The organism is Massilia phyllosphaerae, from assembly GCF_034659755.1.
Lineage (GTDB): Bacteria > Pseudomonadota > Gammaproteobacteria > Burkholderiales > Burkholderiaceae_D > Telluria > Telluria phyllosphaerae.
In genome coordinates this window covers 1,401,501-1,418,781 of the sequence record NZ_JAXSQX010000001.1, presented here as the reverse complement: position 1 = coordinate 1,418,781, position 17,281 = coordinate 1,401,501, and the positions used below count along the sequence as shown (strand labels likewise).

General features: G+C 65.2%; 17 protein-coding genes. 2 read left to right on the top strand and 15 right to left on the bottom strand.

The genetic code is table 11. The features are described from left to right. Positions 1 to 18: 18 nt before the first annotated feature. Positions 19 to 663, bottom strand: coding sequence for an NF038129 family PEP-CTERM protein (locus U1H99_RS06310; protein ID WP_323140871.1), 645 nt, complete (start codon positions 661 to 663; stop codon positions 19 to 21). Positions 664 to 881: 218 nt separating this feature from the next. On the opposite strand from U1H99_RS06310, the gene U1H99_RS06305 reads away from it, so the two are divergent. Continuing rightward, positions 882 to 1,376: a ricin-type beta-trefoil lectin domain protein gene (locus tag U1H99_RS06305; RefSeq protein WP_323140870.1), complete on the top strand. Its 495-nt coding sequence runs from the start codon at positions 882 to 884 to the stop codon at positions 1,374 to 1,376. Positions 1,377 to 1,428: 52 nt separating this feature from the next. Here the strand turns inward: U1H99_RS06305 and U1H99_RS06300 are convergent, their stop codons facing one another. The 3 genes from U1H99_RS06300 to U1H99_RS06290 all read right to left on the bottom strand — a co-directional run bounded on the left by U1H99_RS06300 (position 1,429) and on the right by U1H99_RS06290 (position 4,305). Then, positions 1,429 to 1,950, bottom strand: a complete 522-nt coding sequence (locus U1H99_RS06300; protein WP_323140869.1) for an FKBP-type peptidyl-prolyl cis-trans isomerase — start codon at positions 1,948 to 1,950, stop codon at positions 1,429 to 1,431. A gap of 46 nt (positions 1,951 to 1,996) precedes the next feature. Continuing rightward, a complete protein-coding gene (locus U1H99_RS06295; RefSeq protein ID WP_141833321.1) occupies positions 1,997 to 2,593 on the bottom strand; it encodes a MarC family protein in 597 nt (198 codons plus the stop codon). A gap of 74 nt (positions 2,594 to 2,667) precedes the next feature. Beyond that, the gene (locus U1H99_RS06290) at positions 2,668 to 4,305 is read right to left on the bottom strand and encodes a methyl-accepting chemotaxis protein (protein ID WP_323140868.1); all 1,638 of its coding nucleotides are present in this window, start codon (positions 4,303 to 4,305) and stop codon (positions 2,668 to 2,670) included. A 228-nt stretch (positions 4,306 to 4,533) separates the two neighbouring features. Between U1H99_RS06290 and U1H99_RS06285 the strand changes: the two genes are divergently transcribed. Beyond that, complete coding sequence (locus U1H99_RS06285) at positions 4,534 to 5,103, top strand: hypothetical protein (protein ID WP_323140867.1); 570 nt, start codon at positions 4,534 to 4,536, stop codon at positions 5,101 to 5,103. A 126-nt stretch (positions 5,104 to 5,229) separates the two neighbouring features. Here the strand turns inward: U1H99_RS06285 and U1H99_RS06280 are convergent, their stop codons facing one another. From U1H99_RS06280 to hisS, 11 genes are all read right to left on the bottom strand, one after another. Continuing rightward, positions 5,230 to 5,772: a phosphoribosyltransferase gene (locus U1H99_RS06280; RefSeq protein ID WP_141833317.1), complete on the bottom strand. Its 543-nt coding sequence runs from the start codon at positions 5,770 to 5,772 to the stop codon at positions 5,230 to 5,232. Between the two features lie 94 nt (positions 5,773 to 5,866). Next, positions 5,867 to 7,177: an adenylosuccinate synthase gene (locus U1H99_RS06275; RefSeq protein WP_323140866.1), complete on the bottom strand. Its 1,311-nt coding sequence runs from the start codon at positions 7,175 to 7,177 to the stop codon at positions 5,867 to 5,869. Positions 7,178 to 7,180: 3 nt separating this feature from the next. Further along, a complete protein-coding gene (locus tag U1H99_RS06270) occupies positions 7,181 to 8,335 on the bottom strand; it encodes an ATP phosphoribosyltransferase regulatory subunit (protein ID WP_323140865.1) in 1,155 nt (384 codons plus the stop codon). 196 nt (positions 8,336 to 8,531) lie between these two features. Further along, positions 8,532 to 9,410 (bottom strand): protease modulator HflC, encoded by an 879-nt coding sequence (gene hflC, locus U1H99_RS06265; RefSeq protein WP_323140864.1) that lies wholly within the window; start codon positions 9,408 to 9,410, stop codon positions 8,532 to 8,534. After that, positions 9,410 to 10,807 (bottom strand): FtsH protease activity modulator HflK, encoded by a 1,398-nt coding sequence (hflK, locus tag U1H99_RS06260; protein ID WP_323140863.1) that lies wholly within the window; start codon positions 10,805 to 10,807, stop codon positions 9,410 to 9,412. Before hflK ends, hflC begins: the two co-directional genes overlap by 1 nt. A gap of 7 nt (positions 10,808 to 10,814) precedes the next feature. Continuing rightward, on the bottom strand, positions 10,815 to 11,996 hold the full coding sequence (gene hflX, locus U1H99_RS06255) for a GTPase HflX (protein WP_323141220.1): 1,182 nt from the start codon (positions 11,994 to 11,996) through the stop codon (positions 10,815 to 10,817). A 32-nt stretch (positions 11,997 to 12,028) separates the two neighbouring features. Further along, positions 12,029 to 12,265, bottom strand: coding sequence for an RNA chaperone Hfq (hfq, locus tag U1H99_RS06250; RefSeq protein ID WP_036168820.1), 237 nt, complete (start codon positions 12,263 to 12,265; stop codon positions 12,029 to 12,031). A 270-nt stretch (positions 12,266 to 12,535) separates the two neighbouring features. Further along, the gene (gene der, locus U1H99_RS06245) at positions 12,536 to 13,879 is read right to left on the bottom strand and encodes a ribosome biogenesis GTPase Der (protein WP_323140862.1); all 1,344 of its coding nucleotides are present in this window, start codon (positions 13,877 to 13,879) and stop codon (positions 12,536 to 12,538) included. A 9-nt stretch (positions 13,880 to 13,888) separates the two neighbouring features. After that, on the bottom strand, positions 13,889 to 15,043 hold the full coding sequence (bamB, locus tag U1H99_RS06240) for an outer membrane protein assembly factor BamB (RefSeq protein WP_323140861.1): 1,155 nt from the start codon (positions 15,041 to 15,043) through the stop codon (positions 13,889 to 13,891). Positions 15,044 to 15,218: 175 nt separating this feature from the next. Beyond that, the gene (locus U1H99_RS06235) at positions 15,219 to 15,884 is read right to left on the bottom strand and encodes a YfgM family protein (protein WP_323140860.1); all 666 of its coding nucleotides are present in this window, start codon (positions 15,882 to 15,884) and stop codon (positions 15,219 to 15,221) included. 34 nt (positions 15,885 to 15,918) lie between these two features. Further along, positions 15,919 to 17,265, bottom strand: coding sequence for a histidine--tRNA ligase (hisS, locus tag U1H99_RS06230; protein WP_323140859.1), 1,347 nt, complete (start codon positions 17,263 to 17,265; stop codon positions 15,919 to 15,921). Positions 17,266 to 17,281: the final 16 nt, after the last annotated feature.

Here is a 17,281-nt window from a genome sequence, read left to right as displayed (position 1 = left end):
TTCGATTCGTTTCAGGGCTTAAAAAAGCCGCCTGCCCCGGCCGGGACAGGCGGCTTTTTCACGCGGCGATGCCGGATCAGCGTGCGCGGCGACGCAGACCGAAGCCCAGCAGGCCAGGCCGGTAACCATGCTCAGCAGGGTCGAGGGTTCCGGGACGGCGGTGGCGCTGGCAAAGGCATTGGCCGGCGCGACGACGTCGGCCTGGCCCGGCATCAGGTCGATCTGGACCAGGGGCGTGTCCATGCCCAGCGTGGCGCTGGAGTCCGCGTTGTACAGCATCGCGGTGAAGCTGGAGCCGTCGAGGCCGCCGGTACCGACGTCGAAGCTGAGGTCGAAGCTGAACAGCCCGCCCAGTATGATGCTCTGCAGCAGGCCGCTGTAGCCGGCGTCGTTCACCAGGCGCACGCTGCTGCCGATCGCGCCGCTGGCACTGCCGCTGAAGTCCGACGCGCCATACGCGCCCATGAAGTGGTTCAGCGTTGCCGTCACCGGGGCGGCGTTCCCCGTCAGGGCGCCCAGCTCGAGGTCGAGTACCGCGCTGCTGTTGCCCAGCGTGCTGGTGTCGATGGTCACGTGGTAGACCGGGGCGGCGAACACGCCGGCGCATGCACCCAGCGCCACGGCCAGCAGGGAGCGTGACAGGAATTTCTTGAGGTTCAACATGCAACATTGGGCTAACATTTTTGATTGCCCTATCACGACAGGAGCGTCAGCTTTTTCGCGGCACGCAGGAGAAGAGAAAGGAGATGATCGGTGGTGTCCACAGCGCGGCCCCGCGGGAGCGATGCTTGCTGTGTCATCAGTGCTGGGCAAGTAATTTCTTGCTTTTTTGTTTATTGCGTATGGTAATGTTTGTTCAACATTATTCTGAAGGAATGATCATGCAAGTTCGTTGCCTTGCGGCTGCCGCGCTCGCCATCCTGCACCTGGCGACCATGCCGGCCTTCGCTGCCGGCCCCGACGCGAATTACCTGCAGAACGGCCTCGATGGTCGTGGCCACTGCCTGACGGCGGCCGACGGCAAGGTGGCCATGGGCGCCTGCGCCAGGTCGGCCGATCAGCAGTGGGTGGTCAGCCAGGGGGATATTCCGGGGTTCAGCAAGGTGCATACGGTCGCGGGCGGCACAGCCATGTGCCTGACCGTGCATCCGGAGAATGGCAAGAACGTGCTGGCAATGGACAGCTGCGGCAATGCCGACAACCAGCAATGGCGTGTCGAGCGGGTGAAGACCGGTCCGTTCGTCCTGCCGCTCACCAACCGCGCGACCGGTGCCACGCGCTGCCTGGAAGCGGTGCAGACCGGCCTCAAGATGACGCCTTGCAGCCGCCAGCAGCCGGGGCACCGCTGGCAGAGCAATTACGAGCCGACGATGTAATCGTCGCGCCCGCATAAGCGTCGTCCCCGCGCAGGCGGGGACGACGTTTAACTTATTTCACGTCCAGCAGCTCGACGTCAAAAATCAAATTCGCATTCGGCGGAATCGGACCGGCGCCATCCGCGCCATAACCCAGGCTCGCCGGGATGATCAGGGTGCGCTTGCCGCCCACCTTCATGCCGGCCACGCCCTGGTCCCAGCCCGGGATCACGCCGCCGGAGCCAAGGCGGAAGCTGAACGGTTCACGGCCGACCGAGCTGTCGAACTGGGTACCGTGCTTGTCCGCGGCGTTCGGCGCCAGCAGCCAGCCGGTGTAGTTGACGGTAACGGTCTTGCCGGCAGTCGCTTCCGCGCCGGTGCCGACGACGGTATCGATCTTCTGGAATTCCTGCGCCGACGTGTCGGCTTCGGTCTTGGCGGCAGCGACACCAGCCGACGAGGCGGCCGGTGCGGCGGTCGATCCGGTGTCGGTCGATGGCTTGTTGCGGTTGCAGCCGCCCAGCACCAGCAGCGGCACGATGGCGGCGATGCAGAAGCCGTAGCCGAGTGTGCGGCCAATGAGTTTGCTTGTCATGAAATATCCAAACGATAAGTGATCAGAGGCCGCAGTATACATGCCGTCACAGAGTCTTGACGAACGCGCGTATCCCGCTCAGCAGCATCTCGATCGACATCGCGGTCAGGATCAGGCCCATCAGGCGCTCGAAGGCTGTCATCACCTGGGCCCCCAGCACCTGCTGCAGGCGCTCGGCGCCGAGGAACACGGCCAGCCAGATCACGAAGACCGAGGCCAGCGCCGCCACGTGGACCATCACCTCTTCCGTGGTTTGCGAGCTGAACAGCAGTACCGTGGCCAGCGCCGACGGCCCGGCCAGCGCCGGGATCGCCAGCGGCACGATGAAGGGTTCGCCATGCTCGCTCTTGCCCAGTACGCCGTCCGGATGCGGGAAGATCATGCGGATCGCGATGATCAGGAGGATCACGCTGCCGCCGATGCGCAGCGAAATATCGGTCAGCTGCAGCGCGGTCAGGAAGTGCCGCCCGAAGAACATGAACAGCAGCAGCAGCCCGAACGCGATCGCACACTCGCGCACCACGATGCGCCCGCGCCGCGCCTGCGGCACGTCCTTGAGGGCGGTCACGAACAGGGGCACGTTGCCGAAGGGGTCGGTGACGAGCAGCAGCAGGATGAAGGTCTGGAAGAAACTTTGTGTCATGGACGTAATCGTAGGCAGGCCCTGTCGATATGACAAGGTCCCGCCATCTTACCCGATCGGGCTGGCATGCCGCATCAGGCGGCCAGGGCCGCAATCGGACGCGCGGCCATGCGCCGGCCGGATGCCGCGCCGGCAGGCTCGACACCGGCGCTGCTGCCGGCTTCTCCCTGCAAGCGGAAACGGCTGACCACTCCCTCCAGCGCCGCGGCCTGATCCTTCAGCGAGGCCGCCGTTGCCGCCACCTCCTCGACCAGCGCCGCATTGTGCTGGGTGATCTGGTCCATCTCGCTGACGGCCTGGTGGGTCTGTTCGATGCCGGTCGACTGCTCGCGGCTGGCGGCGGCGATCTCGGCGACGATGCCGGACACCTTGTCGATGCCGCCGACGATCTCCTGTACCGTGCTGCCGGCCTGGCGCGCCAGGCTGCCGCCTTCCGCGACCTGGGCCGCCGAGCTGTTGATAAGTTCCTTGATCTCGCGCGCCGCCGTGGCCGATCGCTGCGCCAGTGTGCGCACTTCGCTGGCGACCACGGCAAAGCCACGGCCCTGCTCGCCGGCACGGGCCGCTTCCACCGCCGCGTTCAAGGCCAGGATATTGGTCTGGAAGGCGATGCCGTCGATCACGTCGATGATCTCGACGATGCGGCTGGACGAGGCTTCGATGCGCCCCATGACGTCAACCACCTGGTCCACCGCCTGGCCGCCGCGCGCCGCGGTGGCGGCGGTCCGGCTGGCCATCGCACTCACCGCGTCGGCATTGTCGGCATTGTGCTTGACCGTGACCGTCAGCTCTTCCATTGACGCGGCTGTCTCCTCGAGCGCCGAGGCCTGCTGCTCGGTACGCCCCGACAGGTCGACGTTGCCGTTGGCAATCTCGGTGGCGCCGCTGGACAGCGCCCGCGCGCCTTGGCGCACCTGGGCCACGATCCGGTTCAGGCCGGCATTCATCTCGTTCAACGCGCGCAGCAGGGCGCCGGTTTCGGTGCGGTCGTCCGCATGCACCGTGATCGAGGCGCTGAGGTCGCCGGCCGCCACGCTGCGCGCCAGGTCGACCGCACGGGTCAGCGGCACGGTGATCGAACGCGTGATCTGGACAGCGGTCACGATGCCGGCCACGACGGCGAACAGGGTCAGGCCGAGCATCAGGTAGCGCGCCTGTTCATAGGCATCGCGCGCATCGTCGGCAGCCTCCTGGCTTTTCTTTTTCTGCAGCGTCATGAAGTCGCGCAGCGCCTCCTGCCAGGCGGCGGTCGCGGGACCGGCCTTGTCCAGCAGGAAGTGGATGGCGCCCGGGTCGCCCGCGGCGCTCAACTCGGCGAAGCGATTGTTCAGCGGCCGTACCTCGGTCTGCATGCGGGTGATATGCTGCACGAACTGCTGCCCTGCCGCGTCCAGCGGCATGGCGCGCAGGGCGCTGAAGGCGCGGTCGTATTTCGCGCGCGCGGCGGCGATCTTGGTGGCTTCCTGCGCCGCTCGTTCCTTGTCGCTCAGCAGCGCGATCGAGCGCAGCACGCGCGCCACCACGTGCACAGAATCGGACATCTCTTCGAGCAATTCGATCTTCTTGAGATTGACCTCGACGATGTTCTCATTGGCGGTATCGGCCCGCTTCATCTGGTACAAGCCGCTGAAGGCGACGACCAGCAGGAGAGTCAGGATGACGGCAAAGCCAAGGCGCAGGCGGGCCTTGATGCTATAACGGGTGGCATTCATGTGATGTCGTGTGGGTAGAGACTGGGCGCTCTGGGAGGATGTGCGCGGGCGCCGGCGCGCACTGGAAGCCCGCGATATTGCCTTCAGTAAATACCCGACACAAGAAATTTGATGAATCTGGCTGTTGTTTAGCACTTCGCAGCGCAATCGGGGCCACAGCGCGTGTAGGTCACGCTGCCGGCATCAGGCTGTTTGCTGGACAGGCCGGCGATGCGTTAGAATTTTTGCATGAAAACGAATTTCCTGGCCCTGCTGGGCGCCGCCATGCTGTGCTTGCTACCGGCGCACGCAGCGGAAAAAAAGCAGCCGACCGAACTCATGCACGAGATCGACGGCGTCTACAAGCATCGCTTCAAGAACACGATGGCCGTGCCGGGCCAGGCCGACCAAACCTACGAGTCCGAAGACATCGTCGAAGTCCTGCCCTACGACGATAAACACCTGTACCTGCGCGCCCACCTGGAATTCGCCAACGGCCACACCTGCGACATCGCCGGCATGGCCGGCTACGAGCATGGCGCCTTCGTCTACCACGACCCGACACCGCCGCAGCCGCGCGAACGCGCCTGCGCGCTGCGGCTGCACGTGACGGACAAGAAGCTGGTGCTGACGGACAGGGAGACGCCGGATGCGGAGGCGACCTGCCGCGCGTATTGCGGGGCGCGTGGGGACCTGGATTACGAGATCGGGCGCGAGGCGCGGAGCGAGATCCGGTATGTGGAGCGCTTGAAGAAGTCGAAGGCGTACAGGCAGGCGGTGCAGGATTTGCAGGCGGTCGAGAGCAGCCAAGCCAGATAAACCTGATCGATTACGCAAAAACGTCGCCCCTGCAAAGGCAGGGGCCCAAGTTGCACGCATACCGATAGCGCACGCAAAACTTGGACCCCTGCCTGCGCAGGGGCGACGAATCGACAGCTAACTGAATCAGTTCTTGTCGAACTTCTTCAACCACGCCGACAGCTGGTGCGGACGCAGGCCGTCATAGTCCTCGAACGGCTGGTGGATCCACGGATTGTGCGGCAGGTCTTCCAGGTGGTAATCCGGCACCAGCGACGAGGTGCCCTTCACCCAGATCACGGCCGAACGCACTTCGGTGACGTCCGGGTAGTTGGTGCGCAGGTGCTCGCCCACGCGCGCCAGGGTCACGCCGGAGTCGGCCAGGTCGTCGACCAGCAGGATCTTGCCGGCCAGCGGGCCCTTGGTCATGGTCATGTACTTGGCGATGTCGAGGTCGCCCTGCTTCTTGCCGGCTTCTTCGCGGTACGAGCTGGTCGACAGGATCGCCAGCGGCACGTCGAAGATGCGCGAGATCACGTCGCCCGGACGCACGCCGCCTCGCGCCAGGCACAGGACCATGTCGAACTTCCAGTTCGATTCGTACACTTTCAGCGCGAGGCGCTCGACCAGGCGGTTGTAATCGTCCCAGGAGACCCACAGGTCCTTGTCGGTCGATGCAGGGGTATTCATGTTCAGGTTTTCCTTCTTCTGCTTATGGCTGAAGCCCGCGCGGCCAGTGGATGGGGCGGCGCGGGCTGCTTGCTGTATTGCTTTTAAATAGTGATCAGGCGGCGAACGGGTGGCGCAGCACGATCGTTTCTTCGCGGTCCGGACCGGTCGAGACCATGTCGACCGGGATGCCGACCAGTTCTTCGATGCGCTTGATGTAGGCGCGGGCGTTGGCCGGCAGCTCGTCCATCGACTTGGCGCCGACGGTCGATTCAGTCCAGCCCGGCATCTCTTCGTAGACCGGCACGCAGGCGGCGGCTTCTTCGGCGCCGACCGGGAAGATGTCGACGTCACGGCCGTCGATCTTGTAGCCGGTGCACAGCTTCAGCGACTCGATGCCGTCCAGCACGTCCAGCTTGGTCAGGCACATGCCCGACACGCCGTTGATCTGGACCGAGCGGCGCAGCAGCGCGGCGTCGAACCAGCCGCAGCGGCGGGCACGGCCGGTCACGGTACCGAACTCGTGGCCCACGCGCGACAGGTGCTCGCCGACACCTTCGGCGGTCGTCAGTTCCGACGGGAACGGACCCGAACCGACGCGGGTGGTGTAGGCCTTGGTGATGCCCATGATGTAATGCAGCATGCCCGGGCCCACGCCCGAACCGGCGGCGGCGTTGCCGGCCACGCAGTTCGACGAGGTGACGAACGGGTAGGTGCCGTGGTCGACGTCCAGCAGCGAGCCTTGGGCGCCTTCGAACAGCAGGTTGCCGCCGGCCTTGTGGGCGGCGTACAGGGCCGAGGACACGTCGCCGACCATCGGGCGCAGGCGCGGCACCAGGGCCATCGCATCGTCGAAGGTCTGCTGGAAGTCGATCGCTTCGGCGCCCAGGTAGCCGGTCAGCACGAAGTTGTGGTATTCCAGGTTTTCGCGCAGCTTCTCGGCGAAACGCTCTTCGTTGAGCATGTCGGCGATGCGGATCGCGCGGCGCGCGACCTTGTCTTCGTAGGCCGGGCCGATGCCCTTGCCGGTGGTGCCGATCTTGTTCTCGCCGCGCTTGGCTTCACGGGCCTTGTCGATGGCGACGTGGTACGGCAGGATGACCGGGCAGGCTTCCGAGATCTTCAGGCGCGAGGCGACTTCGACGCCGGCAGCCTGCAGCTTGTCGATTTCGCGCATCACGTCGGGCACCGACACCACGACGCCGTTGCCGATGTAGCAGGCCACGCCTTCGCGCATGATGCCCGACGGGATCAGTTGCAGCGCGGTCTTCTGGCCCTTGATCACCAGCGTGTGGCCGGCGTTGTGGCCGCCCTGGAAACGCACCACGCCTGCGGCGTGGTCGGTCAGCCAGTCGACGATCTTACCCTTGCCTTCATCGCCCCACTGGGTACCGATGACAACGACGTTCTTAGCAGTATTTGACATCACTTAACCTAAGTTTTTGAGAATCCAATTTCCTTGTTCGAGGACGAGCACGCGGTCGCACTCGAACTCATCCTGTACATTGTCGTGACCCGGCATGGACTGGATCACCACTTCGCCGCTCTTGCGCAGTTCGGCGATTTTCTCGCGCAGTTCGGGCGCATTGCCCCACGGCGCACGAATGGCGTGTTTGCGCTCGGCGGTCGGCAGCAGCCGGGCCAGTTCGCGCAAGTCGAGCGAGAAGCCGGTGGCCGGACGCGCGCGTCCGAAGGCTTCGCCGACGTGGTCGTAGCGGCCGCCGCGGGCCACCGCGTTCGGCAGGCCCGGCACGTACAGCGCGAACATGGCGCCGCTCTCGTACTGGTAGCCGCGCAGGTCGGCCAGGTCGATCGCGACCTGCGCACGGCCGAGGGTGGAACCGGCCAGCGCGGCCAGCTCGGCCAGCGCACGGGTGATGCCCGGCAGCGGCGGCAGGATCTGTTTTGCCTGCGCCAGCACCTCGATGTCGCCGTACAGGTTGGGCAGCGCCAGCAGCGCGGCGCGGGTGCCCGCGGCGTAGCCGGCGGTGATTTCTTCCAGGCCCGGGACGTCCTTCGAGCGCAGCAGCGCGTACAACGCCTGCTCGTCGCGCTTCGCCAGCGGGTCTTCGGCCAGGATGGCGCGCAGCACGCCGACGTGCGACAGGTCCAGGCGCGGCTGCTCGAAGCCGGCCAGTGCCAGCGAGGCCAGCGCCAGTTCCTGGATCTCGGCGTCGGCTTCGAGGCCGGCGTGGCCGTAGATCTCGGCGCCGATCTGCAGCGGCTCGCGGGTGGCGTGCAGGCCGGACGGCTGGGTATGCAGCACGCTGCCGGCGTAGCACAGGCGGGTGACGGTGTCGCGGTTCAGCAGGTGCGCATCGATGCGCGCGACCTGGGTCGTCATGTCGGCGCGCAGGCCGAGCAGGCGGCCGCTCATCACGTCGATCAGCTTGAAAGTGCGGGAATCGGTGTCCTGCCCTGCGCCGGCGAGCAGCGACTCGGTGTATTCGAGCAGCGGCGGCATCACCAGTTCGTAACCATAGGTGCGGAAGGTGTCGAGCATCAGGCGGCGCAACTCTTCGATCTTGCGCGCTTCGGACGGCAGGACGTCGGCGATATTCTCGGGCAGGAGCCAGGTAGGCATGGGCAAAGCGAATCGGGAGTTATTAAAAATCGGGCAACAGTCTAGGGACTTGGACGCGGCTTTGCACGCATTCCTTGCGCCGAATCGACGATTTTAACCGAAAACGTGGACGGTTTGGCAGCTAAGATGCGGCAATCCATGGAAAAAACGCGTTGCGCATCGGATGCGCAACGCGTTCTTGCGAAGCCGGCGATTGTTATTTGCCGCTGCCGGGATTCTTGAAGTACTTGAAGAATTCCGAATTCGAATCCAGCACCAGGATATCGTTACGCCCCTTGAAGGTCGCCTTGTAGGCTTCCATCGAGCGGTAGAAACGGTAGAACTCCGGGTTCTTGCCGAACGACTGCGCATAGATCTGCGCCGCCTTGGCGTCGCCGTCGCCGCGGATCGATTCGGCGTCGCGCTGGGCTTCGGCCAGCAATTCGCTGCGCTGGCGCTCGGCGTCGCCGCGGATCTGCTCGGCTTCGACGGTGCCGGTGGCGCGGGTGGCGGCGGCCATGCGCACGCGCTCTGCCTTCATGCGGTCGATCACGGCGGTATTTGCCCCATCGGGGAAACCGATGCGCTTCAGGCGCACATCGGCGACCTCGATGCCGAGCTGGCGCGCATCGCCGGCGACGCGCTGGCGCACGGCATCGGCCACCGCGCCGCGCTGGCCGCCGATCAGGTCGGCCGCCTCATGCCTGGCGATTTCGGCGGTCAAAGCCAGGCGCACCAGCTGCGCCATCTTTTCGCTGCCGCGGTCGGCATTCGCGCCGGCCAGTGCGATCAGGTACTGGCGCGCATCGACGATCCTCCATTTGACGAAGGCATCGACCGCCAGCTCGCGCTTCTCGCGGGTGGCGAAACGCTCGCGGTCGGCGGTGTCCAGCGTCTGCAGGCGCTTGTCGAGGTAGACCACGTCCTGCAAGGGCGACGGCAGCTTGACATGCAGGCCCGGCTCGGTGACGACCTGGCGCGGCCCGCCGACGCCGTCCAGCACGCCGAAGCGGTGCTGGTCGACCACGAAGGTGCTCGATTTGGCGAGCGCCACCACGGCGACCGTGGCGACGAAATAGGCAATCAGGCGGTTCATCAGCGGCTCTCCCGTTCACGCGAGTGCTCGCGGCTGCGCAGGTCGCGGCGGTGCGGGTCGCCCTGCTCCGCCGTGGCGGCCGGCGCCGTCGCCGCTGCGCTTGCCGGGGCAGCCGCATCGGCCTGCCCGGCTTGCGCCTGGGCCGGCGCCTGCTGCTGGGCCGGGGCCTGGGCGGGGTTCTGCTGGCCGCCTTGCTGCCCATTCTGCTGCGGCGGCGCCATCACCGGCCCCGAGCGGCTGCCGATGGCGGCGTCGTTGGCCACCGAGCGCGACAGCATCTGGTCGAGCGGCAGCACGACCTGGTTGGTGCCGGTCTTGGCGTCGATCATGACTTTACTGGTGCTGGAAAATACCTGCTGCATGGTGTCGAAATACATGCGGTCGCGGGTGACGCCGGGCGCCTTGGCGTACTCGGCCACGACCTTGTCGAAGCGCGCGGCGATGCCGGTGGCCTTGCTCTCGGTCTCGGCGCGGTAGCCTTCGGCGTCCTGGCGCAGGCGGTCGGCCCGGGCCTTGGCCTGGGGCAGGATGTCGTCTGCGTACGCCTGGGCTTCGCCGCGGGCGCGGTTGCGGTCTTCCTGGGCGCGGGCGGCATCCTCGAACGCGGCCGCGACCGCGTCCGGCGGCGCGATCTGCTGCACCGTCACGCCGACGATCTCGGCGCCCAGGCGGTAGCGCTCGGCCAGCTGCTGGATGCGGTTGCGCGCTTCGAGCGCCACCTGGTCGCGGTTGGGCGACAGCAGCGTGTCCATCTTGTTCTGGCCGACCAGTTCGCGCACCACGGTCTCGGCGGCGTCGCGCACCGTCTCGACCTGGTCGCGGTTATTGAACAGCCAGGCGATCGGTTGCTTGATCTTGTACTGCACCGAAAACTGGACGTCGACGATGTTCTGGTCGCCGGTCAGCATCAAGGCTTCGGCCGGCTGCTTGTTGCGGATGTTGGCGCGATAGCCGATCTCGGCGGTCTGCACCTGGGAGGTGTTGACGGTCTCGACCGCCTGGATCGGTGCCGGCCAGCGCCAGCTGACGCCCGGCGACACGGTGTGCGACAGCTGGCCGAAGGTGGTGACCACCCCGACCTGCCCGTCCGGCACGACGAAGGCGCCGCTGGCCAGCCAGATCAGCGCGGCGATGCCGCCGACCACGCCGGCGGTGATGCCGACGCCGCGGGCGTCGGGGCGATAAGGACCGCCACCGCCGCCGTCGTTGCGCTTGTTGAAGATGCGGTTCAGGCGCTGGTTGAAGTCACGCCACAATTGATCGAGATCGGGCGGGCCGTCGTTATTGCCCGGACGCTTGTTCTCCTGGGCCTTGCGTCCAGCGTTGGGATCGTGGCCCCAACGGGGATCGTTCAGCGAGAGCTTCACGCCGAGACGCTTGATGAATGAAACGGGCATAGATGGCTTAGTGTGGGCCGGCTGGGGTGGTTATGGGAATACCATCGGCCGCCGTCGACGCCACGTCGTGCGCAATACCGCGCACGTCGTCGTCTTGCCCGTCAGCCGACGTCAGTCCAGGCAAGGTCCGGGCTGCTTCGACGATGGCGTCGCGCAGCAGGTCCAGGCCGGCGCCACTGTGGGCGCTGATAAAAACGCGGCTGATTTTATCATATTCATCACGTTCCACTCCGGGCTCCAGCCCGGCCGCATCGATTTTGTTCCATACCAAAATTTGCGGAATATGGTCGGCGCCGATTTCGCGCAGCACCTCGTTGACCTGCTCGATCTGCTCCATCCTTACCGGCGACGAGCCGTCGACGACGTGCAGCAGCAGGTCGGCATGGATGGTTTCCTCGAGGGTCGCGCGGAAGGCGGCGACCAGCTGGTGCGGCAGTTCGCGCACGAAGCCGACGGTATCGGACATCACCACGCTGCCGGCTTCCTCGCCGAGGTAGAGCCGGCGGCTGGTGGTGTCCAGGGTCGCGAACAGCTGGTTCGCGACATACACGCCGGCCTTGGTCAGGGTGTTGAACAGGGTCGACTTGCCGGCATTGGTATAGCCGACCAGCGACACCGAGAATGTCTTGTTCCGGCCGCGTGCACGGCGCTGGGTTTCATGCTGCTTGCGCAGCTTGGCGAGGCGGGTGCGCAGCATCTTGACGCGCTCGCCGATCAGGCGGCGGTCGGTCTCGAGCTGGGTTTCGCCGGGACCACGCAGGCCGATACCACCCTTTTGACGTTCCAGGTGGGTCCAGCCGCGGATCAGGCGGGTGGCCAGGTGCTGCAACTGCGCCAGTTCGACCTGCAGCTTGCCCTCGTGGCTTTGGGCACGCTGGGCGAAGATGTCGAGGATCAGGCTGGTACGGTCGACCACGCGCACGTTGAGGCGCTTTTCCAGGTTGCGCTGCTGGGCGGGCGACAGGGCGTGGTTAAAGATGACGATGTCGATCTTGTCGGCCAGGCAAGCCTGAGCGATTTCGTCGGCCTTGCCGCTGCCGACGAAATGGGCCGGATCGGGACTGTTGCGTTTGGCGGTGATGGTGGTGACCGGCTCGGCGCCGGCGGAACGCGCCAGCAGCGCCAGTTCTTCCAGGCTGGCGGAAAAGTCGCCAGCCCCGAAGTCGATACCGACCAATGCCGCGCGCATGGTGGGGGTGCCTTGAGCGTCAGCCATCGACCTCACTCGGCGTCTTGCTCGAGATTGAGATTGACCGCACGGGCCGGTACCACGGTCGAGATTGCATGCTTGTAAACCATCTGGGTCACTGTGTTGCGCAGCAAAACCACGTATTGGTCGAACGACTCGATATGCCCCTGCAGCTTGATGCCGTTGACCAGGTAAATCGAGACGGGGACATGTTCCTTGCGCAAGGCATTCAGGAATGGGTCTTGTAACAGTTGCCCTTTATTGCTCATAACAGCTCCGATATGTAGTGTTGTTTTTAAATTGAGGCGCTATGCCGGTTTTCAAGTGTGTCTGGGAGAACATTCTCAAGTTGTGAATGATCTCCCAAGCCTACTGTAACCTGTTTCGACGATTTTTGTCGTACTGCTACTCGCCAGAACCGCGTGCATCATAGGGTGGGCACCCTGTGCCCACGTGCGAAGTCAGCAGGCAGTTGGCTGTTCACACGTTACGCGTGGGCACGGGGGTGCCCACCCTACGGGAGAAGCGTAACGCGTGCGTCACGCTTCGCCTTTGGCGAACGGATTCTTGCCGCTGCGCAGTTCGATCCGCAGCGGGGTGCCGATCAGGTCGAAGGTATCGCGGAAATGCTTTTCGAGGTAGCGCTTGTACGGCTCGGTGATGCCGTCCAGCGCGTTGCCGTGGATGACGATGATCGGCGGGTTCTGGCCGCCCTGGTGGGCGTAGCGCATCTTCGGACGGGTGCTGCCCTTGCGCTTCGGCTCCTGCTTCTCCACGGCTTCCTGCAGCGCCCGGGTCAGGCGCGGCGTGGAGAGCTTGGCGGTGGCCGCGGCATAGGCGGTATCGACCGCCTTCATCAGGTGGTTGATGCCGGTGCCCTTCAGCGCCGAGATGAACTTGGTTTCGGCGAAGCTCAGGAAGTCGAGCTTGCGGTCGATGTCGTTCTTGATCTGGTCGCGCTGGTCGCTGGTCAGGCCATCCCACTTGTTGACCGCCACCACCAGTGCGCGCCCGCTTTCCAGGATGAAGCCGGCGATGTGGGCATCCGACTCGGCAATGTTTTCCTGGGCATCGAGCATCAGCACGACCACGTTGGCTTCCGAGATCGACTGCAACGTCTTCACCACCGAGAATTTCTCGACGGCTTCGAAGATCTTGCCGCGGCGGCGGATACCGGCGGTGTCGATCAGGGTGTAGTTCTTGCCGCCCTTCTCGAACGGCACCTCGATCGAGTCGCGGGTGGTACCCGGCATGTCGAAGGCGATCACGCGTTGCTCGCCGACCAGGGTGTTGATCAGGGTCGACTTGCCGACGTTAGGACGGCCGATCAGCGCGATCTTGACGCCGAAGTCGGCCGGATCGAATTCCGGCTCCTCGTGCGGACGCAGGGTCGCGGCCTGGTCGATCGCTTCGTTGACCAGGTCGAGCACGCCGTCGCCGTGGGCGGCGGAAATGACGTAGGGGTCGCCCATGCCGAGCTCGTAGAACTCGGCAGTGACCGAGGTGTACTTCATGCCCTCGGACTTGTTCACCACCAGCATGACCTTGCGGCCGGACTTGCGCAGGAAGTCGGTGATGGTCTTGTCGTGGGGCGTCAGGCCCTGGCGGCCGTCGACGATGAACATCACGACGTCGGCTTCGGCCACGGCCTGCTTCGTCTGCAGCGCCATTTCATGCATGATGCCTTCCTTGGCGACCGGCTCGAAACCGCCGGTGTCGATGACCAGGAAGGGGCGCTCGCCCATGCGGCCTTCACCGTAGTGGCGGTCGCGCGTGAGGCCGGGCAAGTCCGCCACCAGCGCGTCGCGCGAGCGGGTCATGCGGTTGAAAAGGGTCGACTTCCCGACGTTCGGGCGACCAACGAGTGCGATTACCGGCTTCATGTAGTTATTCTATTCGACCGCGATGGCGGTCACAGTTCCATTTTGTGTTTGAAAAATCAGGTTCGAACCCACCACCAGCGGGGTCGAAGCGATGGCGCTGCCGTCGGTGGCGGCGCGCGCCAGGAAGGCGCCGTCCTCGCGCGACAGGAAGTGCACGTAGCCCTGGTAGTCGCCGACCGCCACCGTGCGGCCGTAGGACACCGGGGTCGACAGGCGGCGGTAGGACAGCTTGTCGTTCTTCCAGGCGCTGGCGCCGCCTTCGCGATTGAAGGCGTACAGCGCGCCCTTGTCGTCCGGGGCGAACACGAAGCGCTGGTCGACCGCGACGCCGGCTTCCGACGACAGGTCGCGCGTCCAGCGGGCGCTGCCGGTGGCGATGTCGAAGCAGCCGACACGGCCCTGGTAGGTCACCGCGCAGACGTCGTTCTCGAAGATCACCGGCACGCCGCCGATATCGGTCACGCGCTCCAGTTCGGTGGCGCCGCGGGCGATGCCGACTTCGATTTCCCAGCGCGGCGCGCCGGTGGCCGCGATCAGCGCCAGCAGCTTGCCGCCCGGCTGGGCGACGATCACGTCGGTGCCGTGCACCACCATGCCCGGTGCCAGGCGCAGGGTCAGCGGCGGCGCGGTGCGCTGCACGGTCCATTTCTTCTGGCCGGTCTTAGCGTCGAAGCCGACGATGCGGTTGTCGATGCTGCGCGCCACCACGATGCCCTGGGCGATCGCCGGGGCCGACAGGATCTCGCTCGACAGCTGGGCTTTCCACAGCTGCTTGCCGTCCATGTCGAAGGCCAGCAGCTGGCCCTTGGCGCCGCCGACCACGATCAGCTCGCCGTCGGTGCCGACGCCGGCGGTCAGGTCGGTACCGGCCTTGACGCGCCACATCTGGCGGCCGCTGGCGGCGTCGATGCGCACCAGGGTGCCGTCGGCGCCGGCCGCGACCACGGTGTTGCCGGCCAGCGCCGGCGAGAACATGGCGTTCTGCGACTTGCCGACTTCGACCTTCCACGCGGTGCGCACCGCCATCGAGGCTTTCAGCTCGACCAGCGGCGCGGGCTGGTTGCCCTTGGATTTCGATGCGAACGGGTTGAGCGAACTAATCGTCGAGCAGCCCGTCATCAGGGCGAGGATACCGACACCAACCAGCTTCCGGGAAATACGCATGTTCTTTTTTACCTTGTTCTGAAGATCAGCTTCTTGCACCGTCGCCCCTGCGAAGGCAGGGGTCCAAGTTCTGCATGCATCACGGCAGCTCGTGCAACTTGGGTCCCTGCCTTCGCAGGGACGACGTCGTGGTTATTTCGCTGCCGCGGATAATCGCGGGTGATCGCGCGTAATATTAAGCAGCCGGCTTGACCGCCACCTGCGCCGTCACCGGCGCCCCGCCGATCGCATCCAGCTTGATCTGCACGATCTGGCGGCCCGGATGCTTCTTGTCCATCTTGTCCAGCGCGGCCTGGTAAGCGGTGCGCGCGTCCGGCAGCTTGTTCTGCGCGACCAGCACGTCGCCCTTGCGGTCGGCGACTTCGGCGGCAAACTGGGCCGGGAAATCGCCGTTCAGCAGGGCGAGCGCCTTGTCGTAGGCCTTTTCGTCGAGCAGCACGCCGGCCAGGCGCAGGCGCGCCACCGACTTGTACTCGTCGTTGCCGTGGTCGATCGCCCACTGCAGCTGCGCCTTGGCAGTGGCCAGGTCGTTGGCGTCGAAGGCGGCCTTGGCGGCGGTCAGGGCGGCCATCTGGGCGTACAGGGTCGCGTCGAACTTGCTTTCGAGATCGGCGGCGATGCGCTTGACCTTGGCCTGGTCCTTGGCCTGGGCCGAATTCACGAGTTCGTCGTACAGGCCGGAGGCTTCGACTGCCTTGCCGCGCTGCTGCGAGTTCCAGTAGTTGTAGCCGGCGTAGCCGAGCAGCGCGATGATCAGCACCCACATGATCGGGTTGCCAAAGCGGTCCCAGAAAGCTTTGAAATTGGCTATCTGTTCCTGTTCTTCGAGATCGTATGCCATGGACGTCAGTTCTAGTTATGAGTGTTGATGGGGATTACGGGTGGTAGTGCACGTGATCGTGGTTGTGATCATGATCGTGGGCGCCGGTGATCTGGTCGACCAGGTAGTCGACCGCGTCGTCGAAGGGCACGCTGGCCTGCTGCTGGGCAGCATCCGAATCGCGCATCGCCTTGATGGCCACCACGTTGTTGCTCACTTCGTTCTCGCCGATGATCACGGCAAAGGCGGCGCCGGCGCCGTCGGCCTTCTTCATCTGGCTCTTGAAGCTGCCGGCGCCGGCCGGGGTGGCGCAGTGCAGGACCACGTCCAGGCCGGCGTCGCGGATGCGTTCGGCCAGCACGAAAGCCTGCATCTGGGCGCCTTCGCCCTGGTGCACCATGTACACGTCGCACTGGCTCGGCGCGGCCGGCTCGCCCTGCTCCTTCATCAGCTCGACCAGGCGTTCGATGCCCATCGCGAAGCCGATACCCGGGGTCGGCTTGCCGCCGAAGGTTTCGATCAGCGGGTCGTAGCGGCCGCCGGCGCACACGGTGCCCTGCGAGCCGAGCGAATCGGTGACCCACTCGAACACGGTGCGGTTGTAGTAGTCGAGGCCGCGCACCAGGCGCGGGTTGACCGTGTACTGGACATTGTTGGCGTCCAGGATCTTCTTGAGGCCTTCGAAGTGGGCCAGCGACTCCTCGCCGAGGTAGTCCAGCAGCTTCGGTGCGGCGTTGACCAGGTCCTGCATCGCCGGATTCTTGGTGTCCAGGATGCGCAGCGGATTTGCGTGCAGGCGGCGCTGGGCTTCGGCATCCAGAACGCCGGCGTTGGCTTCGAAATAGGCGATCAGGTCGGCACGGTGGCGCTGGCGCTCTTCGGCGTTGCCGATGGAGTTCAGTTCGAGGCGGATGCCGTCCAGGCCGAGGTCGTCCCACAGGCGGCGGCACAGCATGATCAGTTCGGCGTCGATGTCCGGACCCGAGAAGCCGATCGCTTCGGCGCCGAACTGGAAGAATTGGCGGTAGCGGCCGCGCTGCGGGCGCTCGTGGCGGAACATCGGGCCCTTGTACCACAGGCGCTTCGGACCGTCATAGGCCATGTTATGCTCGATCACGGCACGCACCACACCGGCCGTGCCTTCCGGGCGCAGGGTCAGCTGGTCGCCGTTCATCGAGTCTTCGAAGGAATACATTTCCTTCTCGACGATGTCGGTGACGGCACCGATGGCGCGCGCGAACAGGCCGGTTTCCTCGACGATCGGGGTGACGATCTTCTGGTAGCCGTAGCTCTTCAGGACCGATTCCGCGGTGTTCTCGAACAGTTCCCACAGCGGCGCATCGGCCGGCAGGATGTCGTTCATGCCTTTGATGGCGGTGATTTTTTCTTTTTTGTCGGACATTCTATTTATTCCTTCT

Coding starts and splice junctions, on each gene's coding strand:
- U1H99_RS06280 (WP_141833317.1), bottom strand. CDS start 5,772: ATGAATACCCCTGCATCGACCGACAAGGACCTGTGGGTCTCCTGGGAC.
- hflC (WP_323140864.1), bottom strand. CDS start 9,410: ATGAACCGCCTGATTGCCTATTTCGTCGCCACGGTCGCCGTGGTGGCG.
- U1H99_RS06275 (WP_323140866.1), bottom strand. CDS start 7,177: ATGTCAAATACTGCTAAGAACGTCGTTGTCATCGGTACCCAGTGGGGC.
- U1H99_RS06295 (WP_141833321.1), bottom strand. CDS start 2,593: ATGACACAAAGTTTCTTCCAGACCTTCATCCTGCTGCTGCTCGTCACC.
- hflK (WP_323140863.1), bottom strand. CDS start 10,807: ATGCCCGTTTCATTCATCAAGCGTCTCGGCGTGAAGCTCTCGCTGAAC.
- hisS (WP_323140859.1), bottom strand. CDS start 17,265: ATGTCCGACAAAAAAGAAAAAATCACCGCCATCAAAGGCATGAACGAC.
- U1H99_RS06305 (WP_323140870.1), top strand. CDS start 882: ATGCAAGTTCGTTGCCTTGCGGCTGCCGCGCTCGCCATCCTGCACCTG.
- hfq (WP_036168820.1), bottom strand. CDS start 12,265: ATGAGCAATAAAGGGCAACTGTTACAAGACCCATTCCTGAATGCCTTG.
- der (WP_323140862.1), bottom strand. CDS start 13,879: ATGAAGCCGGTAATCGCACTCGTTGGTCGCCCGAACGTCGGGAAGTCG.
- U1H99_RS06300 (WP_323140869.1), bottom strand. CDS start 1,950: ATGACAAGCAAACTCATTGGCCGCACACTCGGCTACGGCTTCTGCATC.
- U1H99_RS06310 (WP_323140871.1), bottom strand. CDS start 663: ATGTTGAACCTCAAGAAATTCCTGTCACGCTCCCTGCTGGCCGTGGCG.
- U1H99_RS06285 (WP_323140867.1), top strand. CDS start 4,534: ATGAAAACGAATTTCCTGGCCCTGCTGGGCGCCGCCATGCTGTGCTTG.
- U1H99_RS06290 (WP_323140868.1), bottom strand. CDS start 4,305: ATGAATGCCACCCGTTATAGCATCAAGGCCCGCCTGCGCCTTGGCTTT.
- hflX (WP_323141220.1), bottom strand. CDS start 11,996: ATGCGCGCGGCATTGGTCGGTATCGACTTCGGGGCTGGCGACTTTTCC.
- bamB (WP_323140861.1), bottom strand. CDS start 15,043: ATGCGTATTTCCCGGAAGCTGGTTGGTGTCGGTATCCTCGCCCTGATG.
- U1H99_RS06270 (WP_323140865.1), bottom strand. CDS start 8,335: ATGCCTACCTGGCTCCTGCCCGAGAATATCGCCGACGTCCTGCCGTCC.
- U1H99_RS06235 (WP_323140860.1), bottom strand. CDS start 15,884: ATGGCATACGATCTCGAAGAACAGGAACAGATAGCCAATTTCAAAGCT.